The sequence below is a fragment of the Pseudomonas sp. genome, from assembly GCF_030150285.1.
Lineage (GTDB): Bacteria > Pseudomonadota > Gammaproteobacteria > Pseudomonadales > Pseudomonadaceae > Aquipseudomonas.
Genome location: NZ_JASLGE010000020.1, coordinates 157,601 through 181,602, shown reverse-complemented (window position 1 = coordinate 181,602; position 24,002 = coordinate 157,601). Strand labels below are relative to the sequence as shown.

General features: G+C 58.3%; 23 protein-coding genes, 1 tRNA gene and 1 pseudogene. 15 read left to right on the top strand and 10 right to left on the bottom strand.

Translation table 11 applies throughout. The features are described 5' to 3' along the window. Window positions 1-20: 20 nt before the first annotated feature. A complete protein-coding gene (locus Q1W15_RS03435) occupies window positions 21-245 on the bottom strand; it encodes a YgdI/YgdR family lipoprotein (RefSeq protein WP_300720192.1) in 225 nt (74 codons plus the stop codon). 168 nt (window positions 246-413) lie between these two features. After that, window positions 414-1,088 (bottom strand): histidine phosphatase family protein, encoded by a 675-nt coding sequence (locus Q1W15_RS03430; protein ID WP_300720190.1) that lies wholly within the window; start codon window positions 1,086-1,088, stop codon window positions 414-416. Between the two features lie 182 nt (window positions 1,089-1,270). On the opposite strand from Q1W15_RS03430, the gene Q1W15_RS03425 reads away from it, so the two are divergent. After that, window positions 1,271-1,975 (top strand): YoaK family protein, encoded by a 705-nt coding sequence (locus Q1W15_RS03425; RefSeq protein ID WP_300720188.1) that lies wholly within the window; start codon window positions 1,271-1,273, stop codon window positions 1,973-1,975. A gap of 82 nt (window positions 1,976-2,057) precedes the next feature. Here the strand turns inward: Q1W15_RS03425 and Q1W15_RS03420 are convergent, their stop codons facing one another. Continuing rightward, window positions 2,058-2,387, bottom strand: coding sequence for a hypothetical protein (locus tag Q1W15_RS03420; RefSeq protein WP_300720187.1), 330 nt, complete (start codon window positions 2,385-2,387; stop codon window positions 2,058-2,060). 716 nt (window positions 2,388-3,103) lie between these two features. On the opposite strand from Q1W15_RS03420, the gene Q1W15_RS03415 reads away from it, so the two are divergent. The 5 genes from Q1W15_RS03415 to Q1W15_RS03395 are packed head-to-tail and all read left to right on the top strand — an operon-like array spanning window position 3,104 to window position 8,694. Next, a complete protein-coding gene (locus Q1W15_RS03415) occupies window positions 3,104-4,768 on the top strand; it encodes an AMP-binding protein (RefSeq protein ID WP_300720186.1) in 1,665 nt (554 codons plus the stop codon). Between the two features lie 27 nt (window positions 4,769-4,795). Then, on the top strand, window positions 4,796-5,563 hold the full coding sequence (locus tag Q1W15_RS03410; protein ID WP_300720184.1) for an SDR family NAD(P)-dependent oxidoreductase: 768 nt from the start codon (window positions 4,796-4,798) through the stop codon (window positions 5,561-5,563). A gap of 10 nt (window positions 5,564-5,573) precedes the next feature. Further along, entirely contained in the window at window positions 5,574-6,767 is a 1,194-nt protein-coding gene (locus Q1W15_RS03405; protein ID WP_300720182.1) for an acetyl-CoA C-acyltransferase, read from the top strand. 9 nt (window positions 6,768-6,776) lie between these two features. Continuing rightward, on the top strand, window positions 6,777-7,904 hold the full coding sequence (locus Q1W15_RS03400; protein WP_300720181.1) for an acyl-CoA dehydrogenase: 1,128 nt from the start codon (window positions 6,777-6,779) through the stop codon (window positions 7,902-7,904). Between the two features lie 16 nt (window positions 7,905-7,920). Continuing rightward, window positions 7,921-8,694, top strand: coding sequence for an enoyl-CoA hydratase (locus tag Q1W15_RS03395; protein WP_300720180.1), 774 nt, complete (start codon window positions 7,921-7,923; stop codon window positions 8,692-8,694). Between the two features lie 81 nt (window positions 8,695-8,775). Here Q1W15_RS03395 and Q1W15_RS03390 read toward each other — a convergent pair whose 3' ends face one another. The 6 genes from Q1W15_RS03390 to Q1W15_RS03365 all read right to left on the bottom strand — a co-directional run bounded on the left by Q1W15_RS03390 (window position 8,776) and on the right by Q1W15_RS03365 (window position 14,578). Then, on the bottom strand, window positions 8,776-9,927 hold the full coding sequence (locus Q1W15_RS03390) for an acyl-CoA dehydrogenase family protein (protein WP_300720178.1): 1,152 nt from the start codon (window positions 9,925-9,927) through the stop codon (window positions 8,776-8,778). A 3-nt stretch (window positions 9,928-9,930) separates the two neighbouring features. After that, the gene (locus tag Q1W15_RS03385; RefSeq protein WP_300720176.1) at window positions 9,931-11,037 is read right to left on the bottom strand and encodes an enoyl-CoA hydratase/isomerase family protein; all 1,107 of its coding nucleotides are present in this window, start codon (window positions 11,035-11,037) and stop codon (window positions 9,931-9,933) included. A 148-nt stretch (window positions 11,038-11,185) separates the two neighbouring features. Next, a complete protein-coding gene (locus Q1W15_RS03380) occupies window positions 11,186-11,956 on the bottom strand; it encodes a 3-hydroxybutyrate dehydrogenase (protein ID WP_300720174.1) in 771 nt (256 codons plus the stop codon). Window positions 11,957-12,075: 119 nt separating this feature from the next. Next, complete coding sequence (locus Q1W15_RS03375) at window positions 12,076-12,357, bottom strand: peptidylprolyl isomerase (RefSeq protein ID WP_008150918.1); 282 nt, start codon at window positions 12,355-12,357, stop codon at window positions 12,076-12,078. Window positions 12,358-12,587: 230 nt separating this feature from the next. Continuing rightward, on the bottom strand, window positions 12,588-13,676 hold the full coding sequence (locus tag Q1W15_RS03370; protein WP_300720169.1) for a 3-deoxy-7-phosphoheptulonate synthase: 1,089 nt from the start codon (window positions 13,674-13,676) through the stop codon (window positions 12,588-12,590). A 659-nt stretch (window positions 13,677-14,335) separates the two neighbouring features. Continuing rightward, window positions 14,336-14,578 carry a DNA-binding protein gene (locus Q1W15_RS03365; RefSeq protein WP_300720168.1) on the bottom strand — a complete coding sequence of 81 codons (243 nt, stop codon included), beginning with the start codon at window positions 14,576-14,578 and terminating at the stop codon, window positions 14,336-14,338. An 81-nt stretch (window positions 14,579-14,659) separates the two neighbouring features. Here Q1W15_RS03365 and Q1W15_RS03360 point away from each other — a divergent pair, with 81 nt between their 5' ends. The 6 genes and pseudogenes from Q1W15_RS03360 to Q1W15_RS03335 all read left to right on the top strand — a co-directional run. Next, a complete protein-coding gene (locus Q1W15_RS03360) occupies window positions 14,660-15,025 on the top strand; it encodes a helix-turn-helix transcriptional regulator (RefSeq protein ID WP_300720242.1) in 366 nt (121 codons plus the stop codon). A gap of 131 nt (window positions 15,026-15,156) precedes the next feature. Then, on the top strand, window positions 15,157-15,795 hold the full coding sequence (gene uvrY, locus Q1W15_RS03355) for a UvrY/SirA/GacA family response regulator transcription factor (RefSeq protein WP_300720167.1): 639 nt from the start codon (window positions 15,157-15,159) through the stop codon (window positions 15,793-15,795). A 2-nt stretch (window positions 15,796-15,797) separates the two neighbouring features. Continuing rightward, complete coding sequence (gene uvrC / locus Q1W15_RS03350) at window positions 15,798-17,621, top strand: excinuclease ABC subunit UvrC (protein WP_300720166.1); 1,824 nt, start codon at window positions 15,798-15,800, stop codon at window positions 17,619-17,621. Window positions 17,622-17,653: 32 nt separating this feature from the next. Continuing rightward, window positions 17,654-18,211, top strand: a complete 558-nt coding sequence (pgsA, locus tag Q1W15_RS03345) for a CDP-diacylglycerol--glycerol-3-phosphate 3-phosphatidyltransferase (RefSeq protein ID WP_300720165.1) — start codon at window positions 17,654-17,656, stop codon at window positions 18,209-18,211. A gap of 65 nt (window positions 18,212-18,276) precedes the next feature. Next, window positions 18,277-18,352 (top strand) — tRNA-Gly (locus Q1W15_RS03340). Window positions 18,353-18,569: 217 nt separating this feature from the next. Next, window positions 18,570-18,755, top strand: a pseudogene (locus Q1W15_RS03335) (Arm DNA-binding domain-containing protein); the annotation flags it as partial. Between the two features lie 558 nt (window positions 18,756-19,313). Here Q1W15_RS03335 and Q1W15_RS03330 read toward each other — a convergent pair. Beyond that, window positions 19,314-20,540, bottom strand: coding sequence for an acyl-CoA dehydrogenase family protein (locus Q1W15_RS03330; protein ID WP_300720164.1), 1,227 nt, complete (start codon window positions 20,538-20,540; stop codon window positions 19,314-19,316). 394 nt (window positions 20,541-20,934) lie between these two features. Between Q1W15_RS03330 and Q1W15_RS03325 the strand changes: the two genes are divergently transcribed. From Q1W15_RS03325 to Q1W15_RS03315, 3 genes are read left to right on the top strand one after another with little or no spacing between them, the layout of a single operon-like run. After that, window positions 20,935-22,137 carry an SfnB family sulfur acquisition oxidoreductase gene (locus Q1W15_RS03325; RefSeq protein ID WP_300720163.1) on the top strand — a complete coding sequence of 401 codons (1,203 nt, stop codon included), beginning with the start codon at window positions 20,935-20,937 and terminating at the stop codon, window positions 22,135-22,137. A gap of 16 nt (window positions 22,138-22,153) precedes the next feature. Further along, window positions 22,154-22,615: an acyl-CoA dehydrogenase gene (locus Q1W15_RS03320; RefSeq protein ID WP_300720162.1), complete on the top strand. Its 462-nt coding sequence runs from the start codon at window positions 22,154-22,156 to the stop codon at window positions 22,613-22,615. Then, a complete protein-coding gene (locus tag Q1W15_RS03315) occupies window positions 22,605-23,978 on the top strand; it encodes an LLM class flavin-dependent oxidoreductase (RefSeq protein ID WP_300720161.1) in 1,374 nt (457 codons plus the stop codon). Before Q1W15_RS03320 ends, Q1W15_RS03315 begins: the two co-directional genes overlap by 11 nt. Window positions 23,979-24,002 lie beyond the last annotated feature (24 nt).

The following is a 24,002-nucleotide window of genomic DNA, read 5'->3' as shown; positions in this document are numbered from 1 at the left end:
CGACGCCCGGCAGGGCCTGTTCAGCTATCGGTGTTAATCGTGGAAACGTCTTCGGCGCGGACTTTGATGTGCTTGCCAGCGATATCGACGAACTCATAAAAGCCGTCTTTATTGGTGGTGGTGGGGCGGTCTTTCGTGAGGTATTGGGTACCGTTTTGCAGGGTCACCAGGCTGGGCGTTGCGCAGCCCGCCAGTGCCAGTACCGCCATGATCACGAGGGGCAAACGAATAGCTTTGATCTTCATGCAAGTACCTTGAGGCGTTGACACCACAGAAGTGGGTAGCGCGGGCTGTGACCGCGCTGAACAAAAAGTAGTTGCGGCATAGGACAGCGTTTTAGGCCATTAGTGCGCTACAAGGTTGGCATTGATGAAGATAAGTTCAAATGCCCGTGCGCAGAGGGCATGAACAGATCAGGACGGGCAGTCGCGGGTGCCATTATTGAGGCCTTGCTTTTCAACGCGGCTGACCAGCGTGGTTTTGCCGTCTTTACGCGTCACGGTCAGCACATAGAGCGAGTCAAAGTCCGAGCTGGGCCAGTCGTCAATCAGGGTGGTTTTTTTGTCCAGCGCCTTGCCGGCCACGTTGTTTATAAGGTCGGGCAAATAGCCGTTGGACCAGGCGGTATAAACAGTGGCATTGCGGTATTTGTTGCCGGCCAGCTCTTTGGCGAGGGCGCGGGTGTCATTGGCCGAAAACGTCAGGTTGATGGGCAGTCCCAATTTGATTGCGCTGGGATTGATGGTCATCAACGGCCGTACGTAGCTGTAGGCATCATTATTGTCACCTTCAGCGACTTGCCGTGACGGGTCGGCCGCAAACACGTAGTTGGCGTTGCCGTAACGCTGGGGCAGCAAGGTTGCCAGATCGATGGCCCGGTTCAAGCCCTGGCAGGTCAGTTGGCCAAGGCCACCTTCGGGTTTCTCGGCATGCCGTAAGAAAATCAGGGTTTGTACGCCGTCGAACGGTGCGGCTAGCACGTCGTCTACGTAGGAAACGAGAGCGACTGTGCCAGCGGTCAGTAAGAGGGTCACACTCGCCAGCACGAAGGGTTTACGTCGCGACGAGTGCCAAAACGGATGGGTCATGAAGGGCTTCTTTATTGGGTTTCTCATGGATGAGAAGTTTCTTATTAGAGAGTTCATACGCTATAGGTTCGATATTACTGACAATTTTTTATGAATTGCCCTACATAATTCGGCGAATTATGTTCTTTTTATGTGACAAGGATTATCTTCATTCGGTTTTTTTTTCGACAAGGAGTCCTGCCATGCGGTCTGAACCCATCACTCAACCGGACAATCCCGCTCGCCGGCGCATTCGCGCCTGGCGCAGTCGGGTGGGCATGGGGTTTGTCGCGTGCCTGTCCGTGTTGGCCGGTATGACCGATGCCATCGGGTTCCTGTCCACTGGCGACTATGTGTCTTTTATGAGCGGTAACACGACAAGGCTGGCCGTGGCGATCAGCGAGTGGGACGTGTCAGTGGTGGTACGGTTGTCTTTGGCCGTGCTGGCGTTTGTTGTCGGTAACGCTCTGGGCATTGTGCTGGCGCGCTGGGGTGGGCACCGAGCGTTACCGTTGATGTTGATTGTCTCGGGGTTGTTGTGCGCCGCTGCCCTGATGCCGTTTGCATCGCCCATACCGATCATGCTGGCGTCGGTGGTGGCGATGGGCATGCTGAATGCGGCGGTGGAGCAAGTGAACGGACAATCGGTGGGGCTAACGTATGTGACCGGTGCCCTGTCACGCTTTGGCCGTGGCCTGGGGCGTTGGTTATTGGGCGAGCGCCGTACAGGCTGGTCGGTGCAACTGGTGCCGTGGGCCGGTATGTTGCTGGGGGCCGTGTTGGGGGCTTTGCTGCAAAGCTGGTTCGGGTTGCAGGCGTTACTGTTCAGCGCGGGGTTTGCTGCGGTGCTGGGCGGGCTGTCGTTAATCATTCCGCGCCGCTGGCAACGCGATTACATGCCGAGGTAGGTGAGTAATCAGGCGCGCGTCAGTCATGCCACCTAAAAAACCCGGAGGTTATCCGGGTTTTATAACGCACTAAGTTGGGTTATCAGCTGTAGCTGTTAACTTTGACCAGGGCAGGCGCGGTTTGCGCCTTTTCCCACGTCAGGGTGAGGGTTTGTAGCACGCGCGCCATGAAGTCTTTATCGGCGGCGGCCTTTTTCCCTACGTAGCCCTGGCCACGGCGGTACATCTTGAGATGGGCGCGCATCTGTGGGCGGTCCTTCTCGAATTGGGTTTCTTCCTTGCAGGCTGTAACGGGTTCAATCCGAACATCACCGGCATCGCTGATCCACAGAATGTGATCATTCAGCGAGTCTTTCTGAGCAGCGAACAGTCGAGCCAGCTCGTTAACACACGGTTTTTCATTCAGGTTCATAGCTAACTCCTTGACCACGCGTTGATCTGTCTAATTGATTCGCGCAACTGCCTATGCAGCGCTACGTGTGTCCATCCAAAGCAGATCGGGTCTTGAAGTCGGTCATATGTAGTAGTCAGATAAAGCACTACAACATTTAGTGTGCAGCGAGGGAGAGCAACGCGAACCAGGATGCCTGTGTGACATGTCATATCAACCACAAGCCTCTTGAAGACGTTTCGCTAGCCCCTCACGCCCTAAAACCGGACGATCAAGCCAGGTCAGCTTCATCAATTCTGCCTTGTGGGCAGTACCTATCCCGGAACAGCCCGACAGCTCGTCGAGCATGCTTGCAACAACCCTTTCCAGCGCTCCCGGTGGGGAAGACGTCTGCATAATGCTGGGGGAAATTCGCGCCGTCAACACATATGTAGTGAATATTTTCGTGCGCTACATATGTGACTGGCGGGTCTGTTTTCAACAGGCCGGTCATCCATGCCTAGGGTGTTGGTAGTGCCCGAATCCGGCCTTCGGTCGGCGTGCCGGGCTGAAATGCCGGGTCGCCTGAGCGCCGTTCTCGCCTAGCGTTGGCGCGGGTACAGGTGGTTTCGTCATTGGCCAAAACAGTCAACCAGCTTGAGCGGTTTGACCATTGTCGCAGAGCCTTTGCAGGGCGATTATCAGCACGCTGTTCGACGGCCTCCATTTCTAAAAATAAAGACCTAGGGAGTGTACTGATGCGCGATTATTTGACCGCGATAAATGACTTTGACTACTCGCGCACTGCAAGCGGTGTGCTGGACGGCAATCTGACGGCACTCAATGCCTGTGTCGAGTGTTGTGACCGTCACGCCTTGCCGGGGCGCATTGCACTGTTTTGGGAAGGCCGCGATGCCAGCAGCGAAACCTGGACCTTTGTTCAGTTGCAGGAGCAGGCTGCCCGGTTTGCCAACTTCCTTCTGGCCCAGGGCGTGAAGCCCGGTGACAGAGTGGCCGGGCTGCTGCCCCGAACGGCTGAATTGCTGATTGTGGTACTGGCCACCTGGCGCATCGGGGCCGTCTATCAGCCCTTGTTTACGGCCTTCGGCCCCAAGGCCATCGATTACCGCCTGCAGAACGCCCAAGCCGTCATCGTGATCACCGACACGACCAACCGCCCCAAGCTCAACGAAGTCGAACATTGCCCTGCAATTGTCACGGTGGCGGGAGCCAAGGGGCAGGGCCTGGTGCGGGGTGATTTCAGTTTTTGGGCCGAGTTGGCCAACTACCCGGCGGTCTGTGAGCCGGTGCTGCTGACCGGAGAAGACCCGTTTCTGTTGATGTTCACTTCAGGCACTACGGGCCCCGCCAAACCGTTGTACGTACCCCTCAAAGCCATTGTCGCGTTCCAGGGCTACACCCGCGATGCGGTTGACCTGCGCCCCGAGGATGCGTTCTGGAACCTGGCTGATCCGGGTTGGGCCTACGGGGTTTACTTTGGTGTGACAGGACCGTTGTCGATGGGGCACCCGATTACGTTCTATGACGGGCCTTTCACGGTTGAAAGCACGTGCCGTGTGATCAAGAAATACGGCATTACCAACCTCACCGGTTCACCTACCGCTTATCGTTTGCTGATTGCGGCAGGCGATACGTTCTCCAGCCAGATCAAGGGCCGGTTGCGGGTGGTCAGCAGTGCGGGCGAGCCGCTGAACCCGGAGGTCATCCGTTGGTTCGCTGAGCACCTTGACGTGACCATTCACGATCACTACGGCCAGACCGAGCTCGGCATGGTGCTGTGCAACCACCACGGTCTCGACCACCCGGTGCACATGGGGGCGGCGGGGTTTGCCTCGCCGGGCCACCGTATTGTGGTACTCGATGACAATCATCAAGAGTTGCCGGTGGGCCAACCGGGTATTTTGGCCGTTGACCTCAGCCAGTCCCCGATGTGCTGGTTCGCCGGCTATGAAGGCCTCCCCACCAAGGCCTTTGTCGGCCAGTACTACCTCAGCGGCGACACGGTTGAATTGAACCCCGATGGCAGCATCAGCTTTGTCGGGCGCAGCGACGACGTGATCACCACCTCCGGCTATCGCGTAGGGCCCTTCGATGTCGAAAGCGCCCTGATTGAACACCCGGCAGTGATTGAGGCCGCCGTGGTCGGTAAACCGGACCCGGAACGCACAGAGCTGATCAAAGCGTTTGTCGTGCTCAACCCGCGATTCCCCCACGATGCACAGTTGGCTGAAACCCTGCGTCTGCATGTGCGCCAACGATTGGCCGCGCATGCCTACCCCCGGGAAATCGAATTTGTCAGCGAGTTGCCGAAAACCCCAAGCGGCAAATTGCAGCGCTTTATTTTGCGCAATCAGGAAATTGCCAAGGCTGAACTGGCCGCCAACACCAGAGCCACGGCTTAACCCTCAGGTTTACGTTCAGGAGCAACCATGCAAATCGTTAATAAAGTATTTATCGTGACCGGGGGTGCATCCGGGTTGGGTGCCGCTACGGCGCAGATGCTGGTCAAGGCCGGTGCGAAGGTCATGCTGGTGGACATGAATGCCCAGGCCGTGGCGCAGCAAGCGGCCAGCCTGGGGGAGCAGGCGCGCAGTGCCGTGGCCGACATCAGCCAGGCGGACGCCGCTCAGGTGGCCATTGATGCCACCGTGGCGGCATTTGGCGGGGTTCACGGCCTGGTCAATTGTGCCGGCATTGTGCGCGGCGAAAAGATCCTCGGCAGAAAAGGCCCGCATGCCCTCGACAGTTTCAGTCAGGTGATTAACGTCAACCTGATTGGCAGCTTCAATATGATGCGCCTGGCCGCCGCCGCCATAGCTGACGGCGCTGCTGATGCCGATGGCGAACGCGGTGTGATCATCAACACGGCCTCGGTGGCGGCATTCGACGGGCAAATCGGCCAGGCGGCTTACGCCGCTTCCAAAGGTGCAATTGCCAGCCTGACCTTACCGGCGGCCCGCGAACTGGCGCGTTTCGGCATCCGCGTGATGACCATCGCCCCCGGTATTTTTGAAACGCCCATGATGGCCGGCATGACGCCTGAGGTGCGCGACTCGCTGGCCGCCGGGGTGCCGTTCCCGCCGCGGCTGGGCAAACCGGACGAATACGCGTCGTTGGTGCGGCACATTATTGAAAACAGCATGCTCAACGGCGAGGTCATCCGTCTGGACGGTGCCTTGCGTATGGCGGCGAACTGAGAGGTGTGAGATGACGATGACCCATGATCCTGTTGTGATAGTGAACGTTGCCCGCACCCCCATGGGTGGTTTTCAGGGCGATTTCAAAGGCCTGACCGCCCCGCAATTGGGTGCCGCAGCGATCCGTGCCGCCGTTGAGCGGGCAGGGGTTGAGGCCAGCGAGGTCGACGAAGTGCTGTTTGGTTGCGTGCTGACGGCCGGGCTGGGCCAAGCCCCTGCGCGCCAGGCTGCGCTGGGAGCCGGGCTGGATAAGTCCACGCGCTGTACCACGTTGAACAAGATGTGCGGCTCGGGCATGGAAGCGGCCATTCTGGGCCATGACCGCTTGCTGGCGGGTGGCGTGGACGTGGTGGTGGCGGGCGGCATGGAAAGCATGTCCAACGCGCCGTATTTGCTGGACCGCGCGCGCAGCGGTTATCGCATGGGCCACGGCCGGGTTCTGGACCATATGTTCCTCGACGGCCTCGAGGATGCCTATGAGCGTGGCAGCCTGATGGGCACCTTTGCCGAAGACTGCGCCCAGACCCACGGTTTCAGCCGTGAAACCCAGGATGAGTTTGCCGTGGCCTCGCTGACGCGTGCCCAGCAGGCAATCAAGGATGGCCACTTCAGCGCCGAAATCGTGCCGGTAACGGTCACCGTCGGCAAGGAACAGCGCCTGATCAGCGATGACGAACAGCCGCCCAAGGCTAACCTGGCAAAAATTCCGACCTTGAAAGCGGCATTCCGCGAGGGCGGTACGGTCACCGCGGCCAACTCAAGCTCGATTTCCGATGGTGCCGTGGCGCTGGTACTGATGCGTCGTTCGCAGGCGCAAAAGCGCGGCCTCAAGCCATTAGCGGTGATTCACGGCCATGCGGCCTATGCGGGCGAGCCCGGGCTGTTTACAACCGCTCCGGTGGGTGCCATCAAGCGGCTGATGGCCCGCACCGGCTGGGCGCTCAACGACGTTGACCTGTTCGAGATCAACGAAGCTTTTGCCGTGGTCACATTGGTGGCCATGCGTGAACTGGAGATCCCCCACGCCAAGGTGAATATATACGGCGGTGCTTGTGCCTTGGGTCACCCGATTGGTGCCTCAGGTGCGCGGATCCTGGTGACACTGCTGTCGGCCTTGCGCCAAAGCCATCTGAAACGCGGCGTTGCCGCCATTTGCATCGGCGGCGGCGAAGCCACGGCGATTGCCGTTGAATGCCTGTACTGAGGAGTTTTTATGCTGCCCACACCTGAACACCTACAAATTCGTGAAGCGGCCCGGCAATTTGCACAAGAGCGCTTGAAGCCCTTTGCGGCTGAGTGGGACAAACAGCACCGCTTCCCCCGCGAAGCCATCGGTGAAATGGCCGAGTTGGGTTTTTTTGGCATGCTGGTGCCTGAAGAGTGGGGCGGTTGCGACACGGGGTACCAGGCCTACGCCATGGCCCTTGAAGAAATAGCGGCAGGCGACGGTGCCTGCTCAACCATCATGAGCGTGCACAACTCGGTCGGTTGCGTGCCAATTCTGAAATACGGAACCGAGCAGCAAAAACGCGATTTCCTGGTACCGCTGGCCAGTGGTGAGATGTTGGGCGCGTTTGCGCTGACGGAACCGCAGGCAGGATCTGACGCCAGCGACCTGAAAACCCGCGCCCGCCGTGAAGGCGATTACTACGTACTTAATGGGTGCAAACAATTCATCACGTCTGGCCAGAACGCGGGCGTGGTGATTGTGTTCGCCGTAACAGACCCATCGGCGGGCAAGCGCGGCATCAGCGCCTTTATTGTGCCGACCGATACGCCGGGTTACAGCGTGGCGCGGGTTGAAGAGAAACTGGGGCAGCACGCGTCAGACACCTGCCAGATCCTCTTTACCGATCTGAAAATTCCGGTGGGCAACCGCTTGGGCGAAGAAGGGCAGGGCTACAAAATTGCCTTGGGCAATCTGGAAGGCGGCCGCATCGGCATTGCCTCCCAGGCCGTGGGCATGGCGCGGGCAGCGTATGAGGCGGCACGCGACTATGCCCGCGAGCGGGTGACTTTTGGCCAGCCGCTGGTGGAACATCAGGCTGTGGCATTTCGCCTGGCGGACATGTCCACTGAAATTGCCGTCGCCCGGCAAATGGTGCGCTATGCGGCCGCCCTGCGCGACAGTGGCCAGTCGGCCCTGGTCGAAGCCTCCCAGGCCAAACTGTTTGCTTCGGAAATGGCCGAGCGCGTGTGTTCCAAGGCGTTGCAAACCCTGGGCGGTTATGGCTATTTGAGCGACTTCCCGCTGGAGCGAATCTATCGCGATGTGCGGGTGTGTCAGATCTATGAAGGCACCAGCGATATTCAGCGCATGGTCATTTCGCGCAATCTTTGAATTGAGGACGTTATCGATGAGCTACGAAACCATTCTGTTGGACATTCACGGGCAAGTCGGCCTGATTACCCTGAATCGGCCACAAGCGCTGAATGCGCTGAATGCACAACTGGTCAGCGAAGTGAATCACGCGCTGGACCAACTTGAGGCAGACAATGCCATTGGTTGTATCGTCATCACCGGCTCGAAAAAAGCCTTTGCTGCCGGTGCAGACATCAAGGAAATGGCGGAACTGACCTACCCGCAAATCTACCTTGAAGACCTGTTCTCGGACAGTGATCGCGTGTCGACGCGGCGCAAGCCGATTATTGCGGCCGTGGCCGGCTTTGCTCTGGGCGGCGGCTGTGAGCTGGCGATGATGTGCGACTTTATTCTGGCGGGTGACAACGCCAAATTTGGCCAGCCTGAAATCAACCTGGGCGTGCTGCCGGGCATGGGCGGCACCCAGCGCCTGACCCGCGCCGTGGGCAAGGCCAAAGCGATGGAAATGTGCCTGAGCGGGCGCTTGATGGGTGCTGAAGAAGCCGAGCGCTCAGGCCTGGTCGCCCGTGTTGTGCCGGTGGATGAATTGCTGGAAGAAGCCCTGAAGGTCGCGGCGCTGATTGCGAAGAAATCGTTGCCGGTGTTGATGTTGACCAAAGAAAGCGTCAACCGCGCATTTGAAGTGAGCCTGTCGGAAGGTGTGCGCTTTGAGCGCCGCGTATTCCATTCACTGTTCGCCACTCATGACCAGAAAGAGGGCATGGCGGCGTTTGTCGGCAAGCGCGAAGCCCAGTTTAAAAACCAGTGACGTCAGGCGCATCGTTGCACCTGTAGGAGTGAGCTTGCTCGCGATCTTTTAACTATCAAAAGATCACGAGCAATCGAGGGTTTAGATCAAGTAGTTCTTCAGCTCTCGAGCAATCACCATGCGTTGAATTTCACTCGATCCTTCATAGATCTGTGTGATGCGCGCATCGCGGTAGTAACGCTCCACCGGGTAGTCTTCAAGGTAGCCATAGCCGCCGTGAACCTGGATGGCCTTGGAACACACGTATTCAGCGATTTCCGAGGCAAATAGCTTGGCTTGCGAGGCTTCCGACAGGCACGGTTTACCCGCGCTGCGCAGCCGGGCAGCATGCAGGATCAGCAAGCGCGCAGCATTGAGCCGGGTTTGCATGTCGGCCAGCATGTTGGCAATGCTTTGGTGTTCAATGATTGCTTTATCGAACTGCACACGGTCCCGGGCATACCCCAGGGCGGCTTCAAAGGCGGCGCGGGCGATGCCCAAGGCCTGGGCAGCAATGCCGATGCGCCCGCCTTCCAGGTTGGACAGCGCGATCGCCAGCCCTTTGCCGCGCTCACCCAGTAAGTTGGCTTCAGGCACGGTGCAGTTGTTTAGAGTGACGGCGCAGGTGTCCGACGCACGAATGCCCATTTTGTGTTCAGTGCGGTCGACGATAAAGCCCGGTGTATCGGTTGGCACCAAAAAGGCCGAAATCCCTTTTTTGCCCAGCTCCGGGTCCGTCACTGCAAAAACGATGGCCAATTGAGCACGTTTTCCGTTGCTGACAAACTGTTTGGCCCCGTTGATCACCCATTGGCCGTCGCGCAGTTCAGCGCGTGTGCGCAGGTTATGGGCTTCGGAGCCCGCCTGGGGTTCGGTCAAGCAGAAGCAGCCGATGGCCTGGCCGCTGGCCAGTTCGGCCAGCCAGGTTTCTTTCTGCGCTTCGCTGCCGTATTTGAGGATAGGCCCGCAGCCGACCGAGTTGTGAATGCTCATCAGCGCGCCGGTGGCACCGTCACCTGCGGAGATCTCTTCGACCGCCAGGGCGTAGGCCACATAATCCACATACGTGCCGCCCCATTCTTCCGGCACGACCATGCCGAGCAGGCCCAGTTCGCCCATTTTGGCCACCAGCGCATCGTCTATCCAGCCGGCTTTTTCCCAGCGCTGGGCATGGGGGGCTATTTCGCGGCGGGCAAACTCGCGGGCCATGTCGCGAATCATCACCTGTTCTTCCGTCAGTTCGAGGTCTTGCATGGCTCAGGCTCCGCCGGGTGTGAAATGGGTGAAGAAACTGTCGACCTGGGCCGCCTCCAGCGCACTCAAGGTGGGCGGGTTCCAGCGCGGGTTTTTGTCTTTGTCGATGATCAGGGCACGCACGCCTTCAATCAGGTCACCGCGATCAAACCATTGGCGGTCTACGTGCAGTTCCAGCGCAAAACACTGTTCCAGCGTGAGGGTACGGGCGCATTGCAGCATTTTTAGCGTGACCGCCATGCCGAGGGGGGAGCGGGTGTGCAGCAGGTGGGCGGTTTCGAGCGCCCATTCCTGATGCTCGACGGCTGTGACCGTTTGCAGTCGGGCGACGAGGGTGGGCACGTCCTGTTCGGCGAACACGTCGTCGATCAGTGTGCGGTGCCTGGCCAGCGGCGCGTCGGGCAAGGTCTGAACGGCGAGGGTGGCGAGTACTGCTTGCAGGTCTTGCAGCGGCGTTTGCCGCCAGGTGAGGGTGTCGAGTAGCTGATCCAGCACAGGCAGTTGCTGGCTGTCGGCGTACCAGTTGGCCAGGCCGCAATACAACGCATCACTGGCGCGGATTTGCACGCCGCTGACGCCCAGGTAGGTGCCCAGTTGGCCGGGTGTACGGGTCAGAAAGTAGCTGGCACCCACGTCAGGGAAATAACCGATGGCCACCTCAGGCATTGCTAGCCGACTGCGTTCTGTCACCAGTCGCAAAGTTGCGCCTTGCGCCAGCCCCATGCCGCCGCCCAATACATAACCGTCCATCAAGGCGAGTACGGGTTTCGGGTAGTGATGCAAGGTCAGGTCGAGGGCATATTCTTCTTCGAAAAAGGTGGTATGCAGGGTGTCCTGGCGCTTGTAGCTGTCGTACAAGGCACGAATATCACCACCGGCGCAGAAGGCTTTCTCCCCGGCACCGCGCAGTGTGACGGCTTTGATCTGCGGGGCTACGGCCCATGCATCGAGGTGGTGCTGCAGGCTGCGCACCATGTCGAGGTCGATGGCATTGAGGCCACCGGGACGGTTCAGGGTCAGGTGGCCGATGTGGTTGCGGACCTCGGCCAGTACCGTGTTTTGAGTCGGCTCGACATCCTGTGTCGGTGAGGATGAAACCTGAGCAGTCATCACTAACTCCCTGCTTTGTCTTGTTATTAGAAGGTGTTCGCGGGCAAACATGGTTCGATGCTAACAGTGCAAATTTGCCAATTACAACCCTGATTAGTGCAGGGTTGGTGTGCATTTTTGCAGGCTCGGCAAGCAGGCGTCAGCGGCGTTATTGCGCCAACCATCCGCCATCGACATTCCAGGCTGCGCCACGCACCTGGCTGCCGGCTTCGCTGCACAAAAACAGCACCAACTCTCCCAGTTGCGGCGGGGTGACGAATTCCAGCGAGGGTTGTTTTTCGGCCAGCAGGTCATGTTGGGCCTGGTAGGGGTCAATGCCCTGACTGATGCGTTGATCAATCTGTTGTTGCACCAGCGGTGTCAGCACCCAGCCGGGGCAGATGGCGTTACAGGTGATATTGCTGGCGGCTGTTTCAAGCCCCACGACCTTGGTCAGACCGATGACACCGTGTTTGGCGGCGACGTAAGCGGATTTGCCGACAGAACCTACCAACCCGTGAACCGACGCGATATTGACGATGCGACCCCAGTTGCGTTTGCGCATGCCTGGTAACACCAGTCGGGTGCTGTGGAACACTGCCGACAGGTTGATGGCAATGATGGCGTTCCAGCGTTCGATCGGGAACGCTTCAACGCTGGCCACATGCTGAATGCCGGCGTTATTGACCAAAATATCGATGCCGCCGAATTCGCGTTCGGCATAGCCGATCATCTCCTCGATCTGCGCCGGGTCACTCACGTCCGCAGGGTGGTGCCCGACCCGGCCCCCCCATTGCTCCAGCTCGGCGATGACTTTGCTGGCGTCGCCAAAGCCGTTGAGTATCAAGTCCGCACCCGCTTTGGCCAGACTTTGCGCAATGCCCAGGCCAATGCCGCTGGTGGAACCGGTCACCAATGCAATTTTACCCTTGAGACTCATGATCATTTTCTCCAGTGAGGCACGATGAGTGTGTGACTGAGGAAACGTAGCATGCGATGGCTTTTGCGGAAATGAAACGGCCCACCAAAAGGCGGGCCGTTTCATACAGCGCTGGACTTTTAGTCCTGGCGGCTGGTGACTTCCAGCAGGTGGTAACCGAACTGGGTTTTAACCGGGCCTTGCACCACGTTGATCGGGGCGCTGAAGACGACGGTGTCGAATTCTTTAACCATCTGGCCAGGGCCGAAAGAACCCAGGTCACCACCTTGGCGGCTGGATGGGCAGGTGGAGTTGGCTTTTGCGACTTCGGCGAAATCAGCGCCGCCTTCGATTTGTGCTTTGAGTTCGTTGCACTTGGCTTCGCTGGCAACAAGGATGTGACGTGCAGTGGCTTTGGCCATGGGTAAGTACTCTTTTCAGTGATCAGTAAAGTGCCCAGCCTACCGGATTCGATGGGTTTGAGGGTGGTAAAAGTTAGGTTCAGCGTATTTTTATGCTCACTGATACAGCGCGTTTTTTTTGGATAACTCATTGATTATCAGCGTTTTCCTGAATAGCTCATACACGCCTGCTGCCGCGCAACCGTGGGGCGCATTGGCCAGCCCCGGGTTGCGCGGCGTCGGTCTGCCTGTCAGGCGATGGCTTTGCCGGCCCTGCGCCGCGCGTGCAGGTGCGCCGCCGCCTCGCGCAGTAACTGCTCGGTGGCCTCCCAACCCAGGCAGGCATCGGTGACGGAGACCCCGTAGCGCAGGGGCGGGCACAAGGCCTGAGCGCCTTCAAACAAATGACTTTCGAGCATCATGCCGATCAGCGAGTGATCGCCGTCAAGGCGTTGTGCCAGTACCTGATTGAAAGCATGCGGCTGGCGCAAAGGGTCCTTGCCGCTGTTGGCATGGCTGCAGTCGACCATCAGGCGGGCCGGGAGGCTGTTCTTCTCAAGGCTTGCGCGGGCCTTGGTCACACTGTCACGGTCGAAGTTTGGCCCGCTGTGCCCGCCACGTAACACCAGGTGGGTATCCGGGTTGCCCGCCGTTTGAATGATTGCCGGGTGCCCTTGGCTGTCGACGCCGAAGTGGCGGTGGCTGTGGGCTGCAGAACGCATGGCATCGCAGGCGATTGCCGTGCCACCGTCGGTGCCGTTTTTGAACCCGATGGGCAGGTCCAGGCCGCTGGCCATTTCTCGATGAATTTGTGACTCGGTCGTGCGGGCACCAATGGCTGCCCAGCCGAGCAGGTCATCGAAGTAGCCGGCAGCGATGGGCTGCAGCAACTCGGTGGCAATCGGCAAGCCCATACGCAACATTTCCAGCATCAGTTCCCGTGACAGGGTCAGGCCATGAGCCATGTCATCGCTGCCATCCAAGTGTGGGTCATAGGCCAGGCCTTTCCAGCCGACGGTGGTGCGGGGCTTTTCGATATAGGCGCGCATGACCAGCAGCAGATCGTCTTGCAGGTCGTGAGACAGGGCCGCCAGGTGGCTGGCGTACTCAAGGGCTGCGTGGGGATCGTGGATGGAGCAGGGGCCGACGACAATCAGTAAACGGGAGTCTTCACCGTTTAAAATGGCCCGAATGGCCTGGCGTTGGCTGCTGACCCGGTTACGAAGCTCATCGCTCAGGGGCAGTTGCTGTTTGAGTTGCGCGGCGGTGGGCAGGCGGTGGGTCAACGCCGCCGATGGAACGGAGCGTGTAGCTGGCAGAGCGGAAATCGATGCGTTCATGGTAAATGCTTCCTGGGCAGGCCGCGGGTTCTCCCGCGCGCTCAGCCCTAGTGGGGTGTTCGACAATTGGCCTGACTGGCTGTGAGTGCGTGCGTGCCACCAAGGCGGGTCCGTTCGGAGGCGGCAGGCTGTCCCGAGCGGCGGCTGATAAATCGCCATGCGGTGCACAGGTCGAAGCGGTAATAAGTGGCGTAGTTCATTGCGTCATTCCTCAAGTTCAAAAAAGTGTTGGGGCCTGAAAAAACAAAACCCCCGGTCGGGAAGCCGACCGGGGGTGAGAATTCTCTGGTGGGCGACCCTAAGTAGTGGGCGCCGAGTGGGTATCAGGCGCGCCAGTGGCTAAACCAATACCCAAAATAAAATCGTGCAGCGCACAGAGTGCTGTTCACGCGCGCACTGTCTGCCCCAAGCGAGTCGCTTTGGGTAGAAACTGTGCAGTGGATGGCGTGATGCAACATGAGCTGTCTCCGATGAGTGGTTCAGAGCTTACTTGAGGCGTGCAGGAATATTCAATCAAAAATATTTAAGGATGTGCAGGCCTACACCTGTCAGGCATGCGTGCTACAGCCTGGACGTGGCCACTATGGCCGCGAGGATTGGCCTGCTGCTCGTCATTGAATTGAGAGTAAACCTGCAGTCACGGCGCATTAAGCGCATGCTCAAGTCAGCGCATCCTCTTTCGGCTCGGTGGCCTGGTCGACCGGATCAAGGATGACGCCGTCTTTCATGCCCAGAAGAACCGCTATCTTGTGGGCCTCCCCACGTTTCCCTTTTTTACGCCCAGCGAGCACCTGATAGGTCGTTGCAGGATCAACACCGTGTTCCCGAGCGAACGCCTGCACTGATTTTCCTTGATGTTCTAACCAGGCCTTAGCTTGTGCGGCAGTACGAATTACGGCCATAGTTCAAGTCCGTTCAAAAGAGTTTAATATTTTTTTATTATATCACCCTTGTGGGTGTTTAAAATGGGATCGTACATCCAAATGAGTGGAATTGGTTCACGTTTAAGGCAGGAAAGAGAGCGGCTTGGGCTGTCCCAGAAAGCTTTTGGTGAGATCGGTGGTGTTGAAGCAAATGCGCAAGGTAAATATGAGAGTGGCGAGCGTGTTCCCAAAGCAGATTATTTGTCGCGCGTCGCCGCCCGCGGTGTGGATGTGCTGTTTGTACTGACGGGCAGCCCTACGCCCACCTTGCTCGATAACCTCAGCCAATTGGAAGAGAAAGTGCTGGTCAGTTACCGCGTGCTTCACAAGGACGATCAGGACGCCATTCGACAGTTGACCACCACGCTGGCTGAATTGTCGGCCTCCCACGTGACCAAGGGTCGTTTTGAGCCGAATGATGTCTGAATCTTCCCTAATGCCGGTATTCCACAGTTTTCGAGTTTTGCAGGGGGAGTGCGCATGATTGGTCGGTTGACTCAGGTGTTTTTTTGCTAAGGTGTCGGCATCCGACTAAGACCAATTTGCGAGGTGTCGACTTGATTCGGGTTCTGGTGGTCGATGACCATGATCTTGTGCGTACAGGCATCACACGAATGCTGGCCGATATCGAGGGGCTCCAGGTGGTGGGGCAAGCCGAATCCGGTGAGGAGTCGCTCCTCAAGGCCCGAGAGCTGAAGCCTGATGTTATTTTGATGGATGTCAAAATGCCGGGCATTGGCGGTCTGGAAGCCACGCGAAAAATCATGCGAAGCCACCCGGACATAAAAGTCGTCGCGGTCACCGTGTGTGAAGAGGACCCGTTTCCAACGCGTTTGTTGCAGGCCGGTGCCGCGGGTTACATGACCAAAGGTGCGGGCCTGGCCGAGATGGTTCAGGCCATTCGCCTGGTATTTTCCGGTCAGCGCTATATCAGCCCGCAAGTCGCCCAACAATTGGCCCTCAAGTCTTTCCAGCCGGCCAGCGACTCGCCGTTCGACGCGTTGTCCGAGCGAGAAATCCAGATTGCACTCATGATCGTGGGTTGCCAAAAGGTTCAGGTCATTTCCGATAAGTTGTGTTTGTCACCCAAGACGGTTAATACCTATCGTTATCGCATTTACGAGAAGCTCTCGGTCAAGAGTGATGTTGAACTGGCACTGTTGGCTGTTCGCCACGGCATGGTTGATGCTGGTTGAACATGACTGACTTGTTTGATTCGAGCGCATTCCTGTCGACCTGCAGCAGTCGCCCAGGTGTGTATCGCATGTTTGATAGCGATGCGCGGTTGCTGTATGTGGGCAAGGCCAAAAACCTCAAAAAGCGCCTGGCCAGTTATTTCCGTAAAACGGGCCTGGCACCCAAAACGGCGGCGCTGGTTGGGCGTATCGCACAAATAGAAACCACGATTACCGCCAACGAAACCGAAGCCTTGCTGCTTGAGCAGACGCTGATCAAAGAGTGGCGCCCGCCCTATAACATCCTGTTGCGCGACGATAAATCCTATCCTTACGTGTTGCTTTCCGATGGGCAGTACCCGCGGCTAAGCATTCATCGTGGGGCCAAGAAGCCCAAGGGTAAGTATTTTGGCCCGTACCCCAGCGCCGGGGCCATTCGTGAAAGCCTGAGCCTGCTGCAGAAGACATTTCTGGTTCGTCAGTGCGAGGACAGTTATTTTAAAAACCGGACACGACCTTGCCTGCAGTACCAGATCAAGCGTTGCAAAGCGCCGTGTGTCGGGCTGGTTGAGCCTCAGGTGTACGCTGAAGATGTGCGCCATTCGGTGATGTTTCTGGAGGGTCGCAGCAACGCGCTGACGGATGAACTGAACAGCGCCATGGAGCAGGCCGCCAGCACCCTGGATTTTGAACAGGCGGCGGAACTGCGAGATCAGATATCGTTGCTGCGAAGGGTCCAGGACCAGCAAAGCATGGAAGGTGGCACGGGTGATGTGGATGTCATCGCAGCGTTTGTGAACCCGGGTGGGGCCTGCGTGCATTTAATCAATGTGCGTGGCGGCCGTGTGTTGGGCAGCAAGAATTTCTTCCCGCAGGTAGGCATCGAAGAAGACGTAGCAGAAGTCATGGCCGCCTTCCTTGGTCAGTATTACATCAGCAGCCCAGAACGCGACCTGCCCAGCGAATTGATCGTTAACGTAGAGCATGAGAGTTTCGGCGCGATCACCGATGCCATTGAAGCGTTGCGTGGTCGAGAAATGGCTATCAGCTACCGCGTTCGCGGCACTCGGGCCCGCTGGCAACAATTGGCCGTGACCAATGCTGAGCAAGCGCTCACCGCTCGTCTGGCCAACCGCCTGCATGTCGCGGCGCGTTTTGAGGCGCTGGCGCAGGTGCTGAACCTCGATGAGATACCGCAACGCCTTGAATGCTATGACATCAGCCATTCCAGTGGTGAAGCCACTGTTGCTTCTTGCGTGGTCTTCGGCCCTGAAGGCCCGATCAAGTCGGACTACAGGCGTTTTAATATTGAAGGCGTCACGCCGGGCGACGACTATGCGGCCATGCACCAGGCGCTGATGCGCCGTTTCAGCCGCTTGAAAGAAGGCGAGGGCAAGTTGCCCGATATTCTGTTGGTGGATGGTGGCAAGGGCCAGCTTTCAATGGCGCGTGACGTGCTTAACGAATTGGCTGTTCCTGACCTGATTCTGTTGGGTGTGGCCAAAGGCGCAACGCGCAAAGCCGGTTTCGAGACCCTGTACCTGAATGATGCTGCGCATGAATTTACCTTGAAAGGCGACTCCCCGGCCTTGCACCTTATCCAGCAAATCCGTGACGAAGCGCACCGCTTTGCAATTACCGGCCATCGCGCGCGGCGCGGGAAAACGCGGCGAACCTCAACCCTGGAGGGCATTGCGGGGGTAGGGCCGACCCGTCGGCGTGACCTGTTGAAACATTTTGGTGGATTACAGGAGCTGACTCGTGCCAGCATCGAAGAAATTGCCAAAGCACCCGGTATCAGTAAAAAGCTCGCAGAGTTGATTTATGCAAACCTACACAGCGAGTAGAATGCCCCTTCACCTCGTAGCCAGTTGTGCCGATGAATATCCCTAATTTGATCACCGTTCTACGCGTTCTACTCATCCCTTTCTTTATTTTGCTGTTTTATGTGCCCTATAGCTGGAGTTATGTAGCGGCCAGCTCGGTTTTTGCCTTTGCGGCAGCCACCGATTGGCTTGACGGCTACTTGGCCAGACGTCTGGAGCAGAGCACCCCGTTTGGTGCTTTTCTGGACCCGGTGGCCGATAAACTGATGGTGGCAGTGGCGCTGGTCTTGCTGGTTCAAGAGCATCACAACGTCTGGCTGACCTTGCCGGCGGCCGTCATTATTGGTCGTGAAATCGTTATTTCCGCCTTGCGCGAATGGATGGCTGAGCTGGGCGCGCGAGCGCAGGTAGCCGTATCCAATATGGGCAAATGGAAAACGGCTGCTCAAATGCTGGCTCTGGTTATTCTATTGGCCAATCCGTCTGACTTCAGTTTCTGGGTGTTAGTGGGTTACGCGCTGTTATTAGTGGCGGCGGGATTGACGCTGTGGTCGATGCTTCAGTATTTGCGGGCAGCCTGGCCGCACCTGAAGAACACCTCGACAAAATAAATAAAACTTTTTGAATCAAGGGGTTGACGCATTCTTTGAATCCTATAGAATGCCCACACCAAGACGCGGGAATAGCTCAGTTGGTAGAGCACGACCTTGCCAAGGTCGGGGTCGCGAGTTCGAGTCTCGTTTCCCGCTCCAAATTGTTGATCTGCAGAGTTCCAAGGAATTCTTCAGATTACTGAAAATAGACGCTTCGGCGTCTTTTTTCGTTCCGCCAACAGCCACCGAAAGCTACGGGCATCTGGACTAAATTAGTCCATTTGTGGGAAGCCTTCGAGATCGGATTGTTGCGCGAAGCCTGCGAGCCATTCACTGAGCATCTGGCCCTGAACTCAACCTTCAGGAGGCTAGACCTATGGCTCTTACAGAGACTGCCGTCCGGCATGCTAGGCCCATTGGCAAGAACTACACCCTTGGTGATGTTGACCCCCTGTCGTTAGCGGTATCGGCGACGGGTGGGCGTTCGTGGCACTTGCGCTTCTGTTGGGCGGGCAAGCAAAAACGCATGTCGCTCGGCACCTACCCCGAAATCACTCTGCGTTGATGTCAGGCGCAGCGCTTACTGCTCTCGATGGGTGCAAGACGATAGTGACTCGGGGCGACTGAATGCCAAATCGGTTGTGTGGTGCTGAGTAACCTGAACTTCATCTGAGAAGGCGATGATGCGGGCGAGCGGGGCCAAGAGTTCAACCGTTTTGCTCTATCAAGGTGCCCATTGAAAGCGGCAGCCTGGGTTGTCTCACTGCAACATGGTTAGTGTCGCGTAAGGTTCTGCCGCCACGAGATTTGGACTATCCCATGGGTGGGTATCGATAAGGAAAGAGCATGCCGTATATAACCCAGTGATTTTGGACAAACACCAGAGCATCCCGGATTGATGCGTGATTTTCACGTCTAAATTTCGAGAGGGGTCTTATATTCAAGAATGACAGGGATATCATAACGTCCGCCAGTCTCTACCTTCAGTGACAGCCCACCGCACGGGCGGTGATCACACGCTGACCTGTGAATGCCATGATCTTAAATCAACCATAACGTTCAACGGATCGACGTGTGTCTGCGGCTGCCGTAAACCTGCCATCATCCACGCGTTGTCGCGTTAACCCGCTTTCACGCTATTGCCTATCTGCCACACATACAGCGGTTCGGTGCCATTGATTGTCCAGTCTCCGACGATGCGTGCCTTGTAGATCCATGGGTTATGCGAGGCCGCTGTGCGGGCGTTGCGCCAGTGGCGGTCGAGGGCCTTGTTGACGCTGATGCCCGAGGCTCCCAGTGCATTGAACAGGTCGCTGGTGGCCTGCAAGATCAACGTCGAGACGACCACTTGCGCCTTGGCGGTCTCGATTTCGGCGTCGATGTTGGCCTGGCGCTCGGCTTCGGCGTCGTGGCCGAACCGGGCGGTGTAGGCGCGTTGCAACGGTTCGGCCGAGCGCAGGGTCGCTGCTTCGGCAGCATAGACCTGGGCCGCGATTTGCCCCACCACTTGCTGGACTTGGGCATCGTCACGGGTTGTCGGGGCATTGCCATGGCTGAACACGCGCGTGCGCTCACGCACGTGTTGCGCCACGTCCCGCTCTACGGCGCGGCCAATCCCGCTCAGTACCGCCAACAGGACCAATTGGTAGAACGCGGTCTGGTATTTGAACCGGGTGTCGAAGGCAATGAGGTGTTCGGCCGGCAGTGGTACGTCGACGTACACCGAGGTGCCGCTGCCGGTGGTGCGTTGGCCAAAGCCGTCCCAGTCATCGCTGTGGGTCACGCCAGGATCACGGGCGTTGACGATGGCAATCACATCGGCACCGTTGTCTGAACGCTGGGCGTAAACGTCCACCCAGTCGGCAAAGATGCTGCCGGTGCTGTAGTACTTGGCCCCGTTCAACACAAAGCCTTCACCTTCGGGGCGGACCCGGGTGATGACCTCGCCAAGTTTTACCGCGCCCACTTCGGTCCAGGCGTTGCCCACCAGGTCCCCGGCGACGAAGCGCGCAAACCAGGCGTCCCGTGCCGGGCCGGGTGGCGCATTAAGGCGGTCCTCGACAAAGGCAAAGTGACCGCGCAGGGATTGCACGATATTGGAGTCGGCCTCGGCCAACTCGATTAACAATTGGAACAACTGGCTGATCGAAGCGCCTGCGCCACCGTATTCCACGGGCACGCGCACGGCCCCAAAACCGGCCTGTTTGAGCCAGCGAATGGGTTCGTAGGGTAACTGTCGCGCCTGTTCGCGCTCGACGGTGCCTGCGGCTATCTGGCGGAACAAGGGGCGAAAACGCTGGGCCAGCGCTTCGTAATCAGTGCCGACGGACAGAATGGGTGAGTTCATGGCAATGCTCCTGCAGAAAAGAACGGGTCTACTGCAGGCATTGCACAGTCTGTGCCGTTAACCAACGGCTTGAAAAACAGCGAAAATAGGCCGCCACTCACGGTCGATGTGTTGGCCTGCCAACAGTACGATGACAGGCTGTGCGCAAATCGCACAGGGTGAACCGTCTGTAGGCGCGAGCGGGCTCACGATCTTTTGATCGTGATACACCGCGAACACGCTCTGTTGCCCAGGCAACTGTTGGCTGTGCAACAGCAGGCCGACAGATTGTGTTGTCTGCCCGTGTATTGCTTTGGCTATTTATTTCATAACTAATTGATTTTTAAGGGAATTAAAAACCGGCACGACCTGTGCAATGGCCACTTCAGTGTTTTCATTGCATTGGAGTCTGCCCATGAGCATCGCTGTTTCAACCCCGGCCGTGGCCCATGTCATTGCCACAGACGCCGAAGCTATCGAGGTGGCCAAGGCGTTGGCCGTACGGTTTGCCGAAGAGGCGTCGATACGCGACCGCGATCGTCGTTTGCCCGTGGCCGAGCTGGATGAGTTCGCGGCCAGCGGTTTATGGGGCATCACCGTGCCCAAGGCATACGGCGGCGCGGGTGTGTCGTATGTGACGGTGGCCGAGGTGATCAAGATTATTTCAGCGGCCGATTCGTCCCTCGGGCAAATCCCGCAGAACCACCTCGGCGTGCTGGATATTCTGTTGCACACCGGCACCGAGGCGCAGAAGCAGTACTACTTCGGCAAAGCGCTGGCGGGCTGGCGTTTTGGCAATGCGTTTTCAGAGTCTAAAAGTAAAAACGTCGGTGCGTTCCAGACCCGTATTCGCTTTGACGGCGATGAAGCGGTGATCGACGGCGAGAAGTTCTACTGCACCGGCGCGCTGTTCGCCCATATCGTGCCGGCAGTGGGTGTGGATGAGCAGAACCGTGCGTTTATCGGTTTTATTGAGCGTGGTAACCCGGGGCTGACCATCATCGACAGTTGGGACGGCTTCGGCCAGCGCACCACCGCCAGTGGCGGAGCGCTGCTCGACGGAGTGCGGGTGCCGTTGAGTGCGGTGATCCCGGCGCACCGTGCGTTCGATGAGCCCACCGCCGATGGCCCGATTTCGCAAATCATTCAGGCCGCTGTCGACACCGGCATTGCCCATGGTGCTTTCGAGCAGGCGCTGATCCATGCGCGTCTGGCCCGGCCTTGGGTCGACAGCCAGCAAGAGCATGGCTGGCAAGACCCGTACACCATCGCCGCTATCGGTGATTTGCAATGGCGCCTACACGGCACTGACGCGATTCTGGCCAAAGCCGGACGTGCCATCGACCATGCCCTGGCGGCACCCAGTGAAGAGAGCGTCGCCGAGGCGTCGGTGATCGTGGCTCAGGCCAAGGTGCTGTCTGCCGAAATCGCCTTGCTCGCCAGCAGCAAGTTATTTGAGCTGGCCGGCACGCGTTCGGTGTTGGGCAAGCACAACCTCGATCGCTTCTGGCGCAACGCCCGCACCCACACCCTGCATGACCCGGCCCGCTGGAAATACCACCTGATCGGCAACCGCGTGCTCAACGGCATTGCGCCGCCACGCCATGCCTGGAACTGAACAAGGAGCCCCGACAATGAACAGCCCGCTAATCGCTTTACCCAGCCAATTGGTGGCTGCCGCCCAAGACTTGCGCCTTGCCCGCGAAGGCCTGGCGCACACCTTGGCCTTCGTGCGTGAACAGGCCCGACCATGGGCGCTCAGTGGCCTGGCCCAGGCGGTGGATGACCCTTACATCATCGCCAAAATCGGTGATTTGCAACTGCGCATCGACGTGGCCGACGCGTTGTATGAACGTGCGGACACCTGGGTCGGCACGCCGGCAGAGACGCTGGTGGCCACGGCCGAAGCGGTGATCGCCAGTGCCGATGCCTTGCAGGCCGTGGGCAATGTGCAGCAAGAACTCACCGGCAGCCGTGCCGCACAGCCGGTGCTGGCGGGGCGCGAGCCCTTGCGTTGGCAGTACCAGATCATTGGCAATGTGCGCCTGAACGGCGTGCAACCGCCCCAGCTCAAGGAGTCGCCCGATGCCCCGTGAAATCCGTCTTAACGCGTTTGACATGAACTGCGTGGGCCATCAGTCACCCGGCCTGTGGGCACACCCGCGCGACCGCTCGTGGCAATACAAAGACCTGGAATACTGGACTGATTTGGCGAAGATTCTTGAACGCGGCAAGTTCGACGGCCTGTTTATTGCCGACGTGCTGGGCATTTATGACGTGTACCAGGGGAGTGGCGACGCGGCGATACGCCAGGGTGCGCAAGTGCCGGTCAATGATCCGCTGCAGTTGATCCCGCCCATGGCGATGGTGACCGAGCATCTGGGGTTTGGCCTGACGGCGTCGTTGTCGTTTGAACACCCGTACCCGTTTGCCCGTCGCCTGTCGACCCTCGACCACCTGACCAAGGGCCGCGCCGGCTGGAACATCGTCACGTCGTACCTGGAAAGTGGTGCCAAGAACATGGGGCAGCAGGCCTTGACCGAGCACGACGCCCGCTACGATTACGCCGAGGAATACCTGGAGGTGTGTTTCAAACTCTGGGAAGGCAGTTGGGAGGAGGGTGCCATTCTGCGCGACCGCCAGCGCCGGGTGTTCAGTGACCCCAGCAAAATTCATGAAATCCGCCACGTTGGCAAACACTTCCAGGTGCCGGGCATTCACCTGTGCGAGCCCTCGCCACAGCGCACGCCGGTGTTGTACCAAGCGGGCTCGTCCAGCCGTGGCAAGCAGTTTGCTGCTGAACAGGCCGAGTGCGTGTTTGTGGCGGCACCGTCTAAAGTGCTGTTGAAAAAAACGGTGGCCGACATTCGTCGTCGTACCGCCGAGGCCGGGCGCGACCCGTCGAAAATTCTGATTTTTAACCTGCAAACGGTGATCCTCGGCGAGACCGACGCATTGGCCAAGGCCAAGTTTGACGACTACAAAAGCTACGTCAGCTACGAAGGGGCCATGGCATTGATCTCGGGCTGGACCGGCATTGATTTCAGCCAGTTCAAACCCGATGAACCGCTGAAAAATGTGCACACCAATGCTATTCAGTCAGCGGTTGAAGCCTTCTCCACGGCCGACCCGGATACCATCTGGACCCCCAATGCGCTGGCCGACTGGGTGGGCATCGGCGGTTTCGGCCCGCTGTTTGTAGGCAGCCCTGAAACCGTGGCCGATCTGCTGGAGGAATGGGTTGCAGACACCGACGTCGACGGTTTTAATCTGGCCTACGCCGTGACCCATGAAACCTTTATTGATGCGGTGGAATTGCTGGTGCCCGAGTTGCAAAAGCGTGGCGTGTACAAAAAGGAATACGCCCCGGGTACCTTGCGCGAAAAGCTGTTCGGTGAAGGTCCACGGTTGCCTGACGGCCATCCGGGGGCGCAGTACCGCCATCTGGGCCAACGCTGAATGTCTCGACGAGTGAGTAAACAA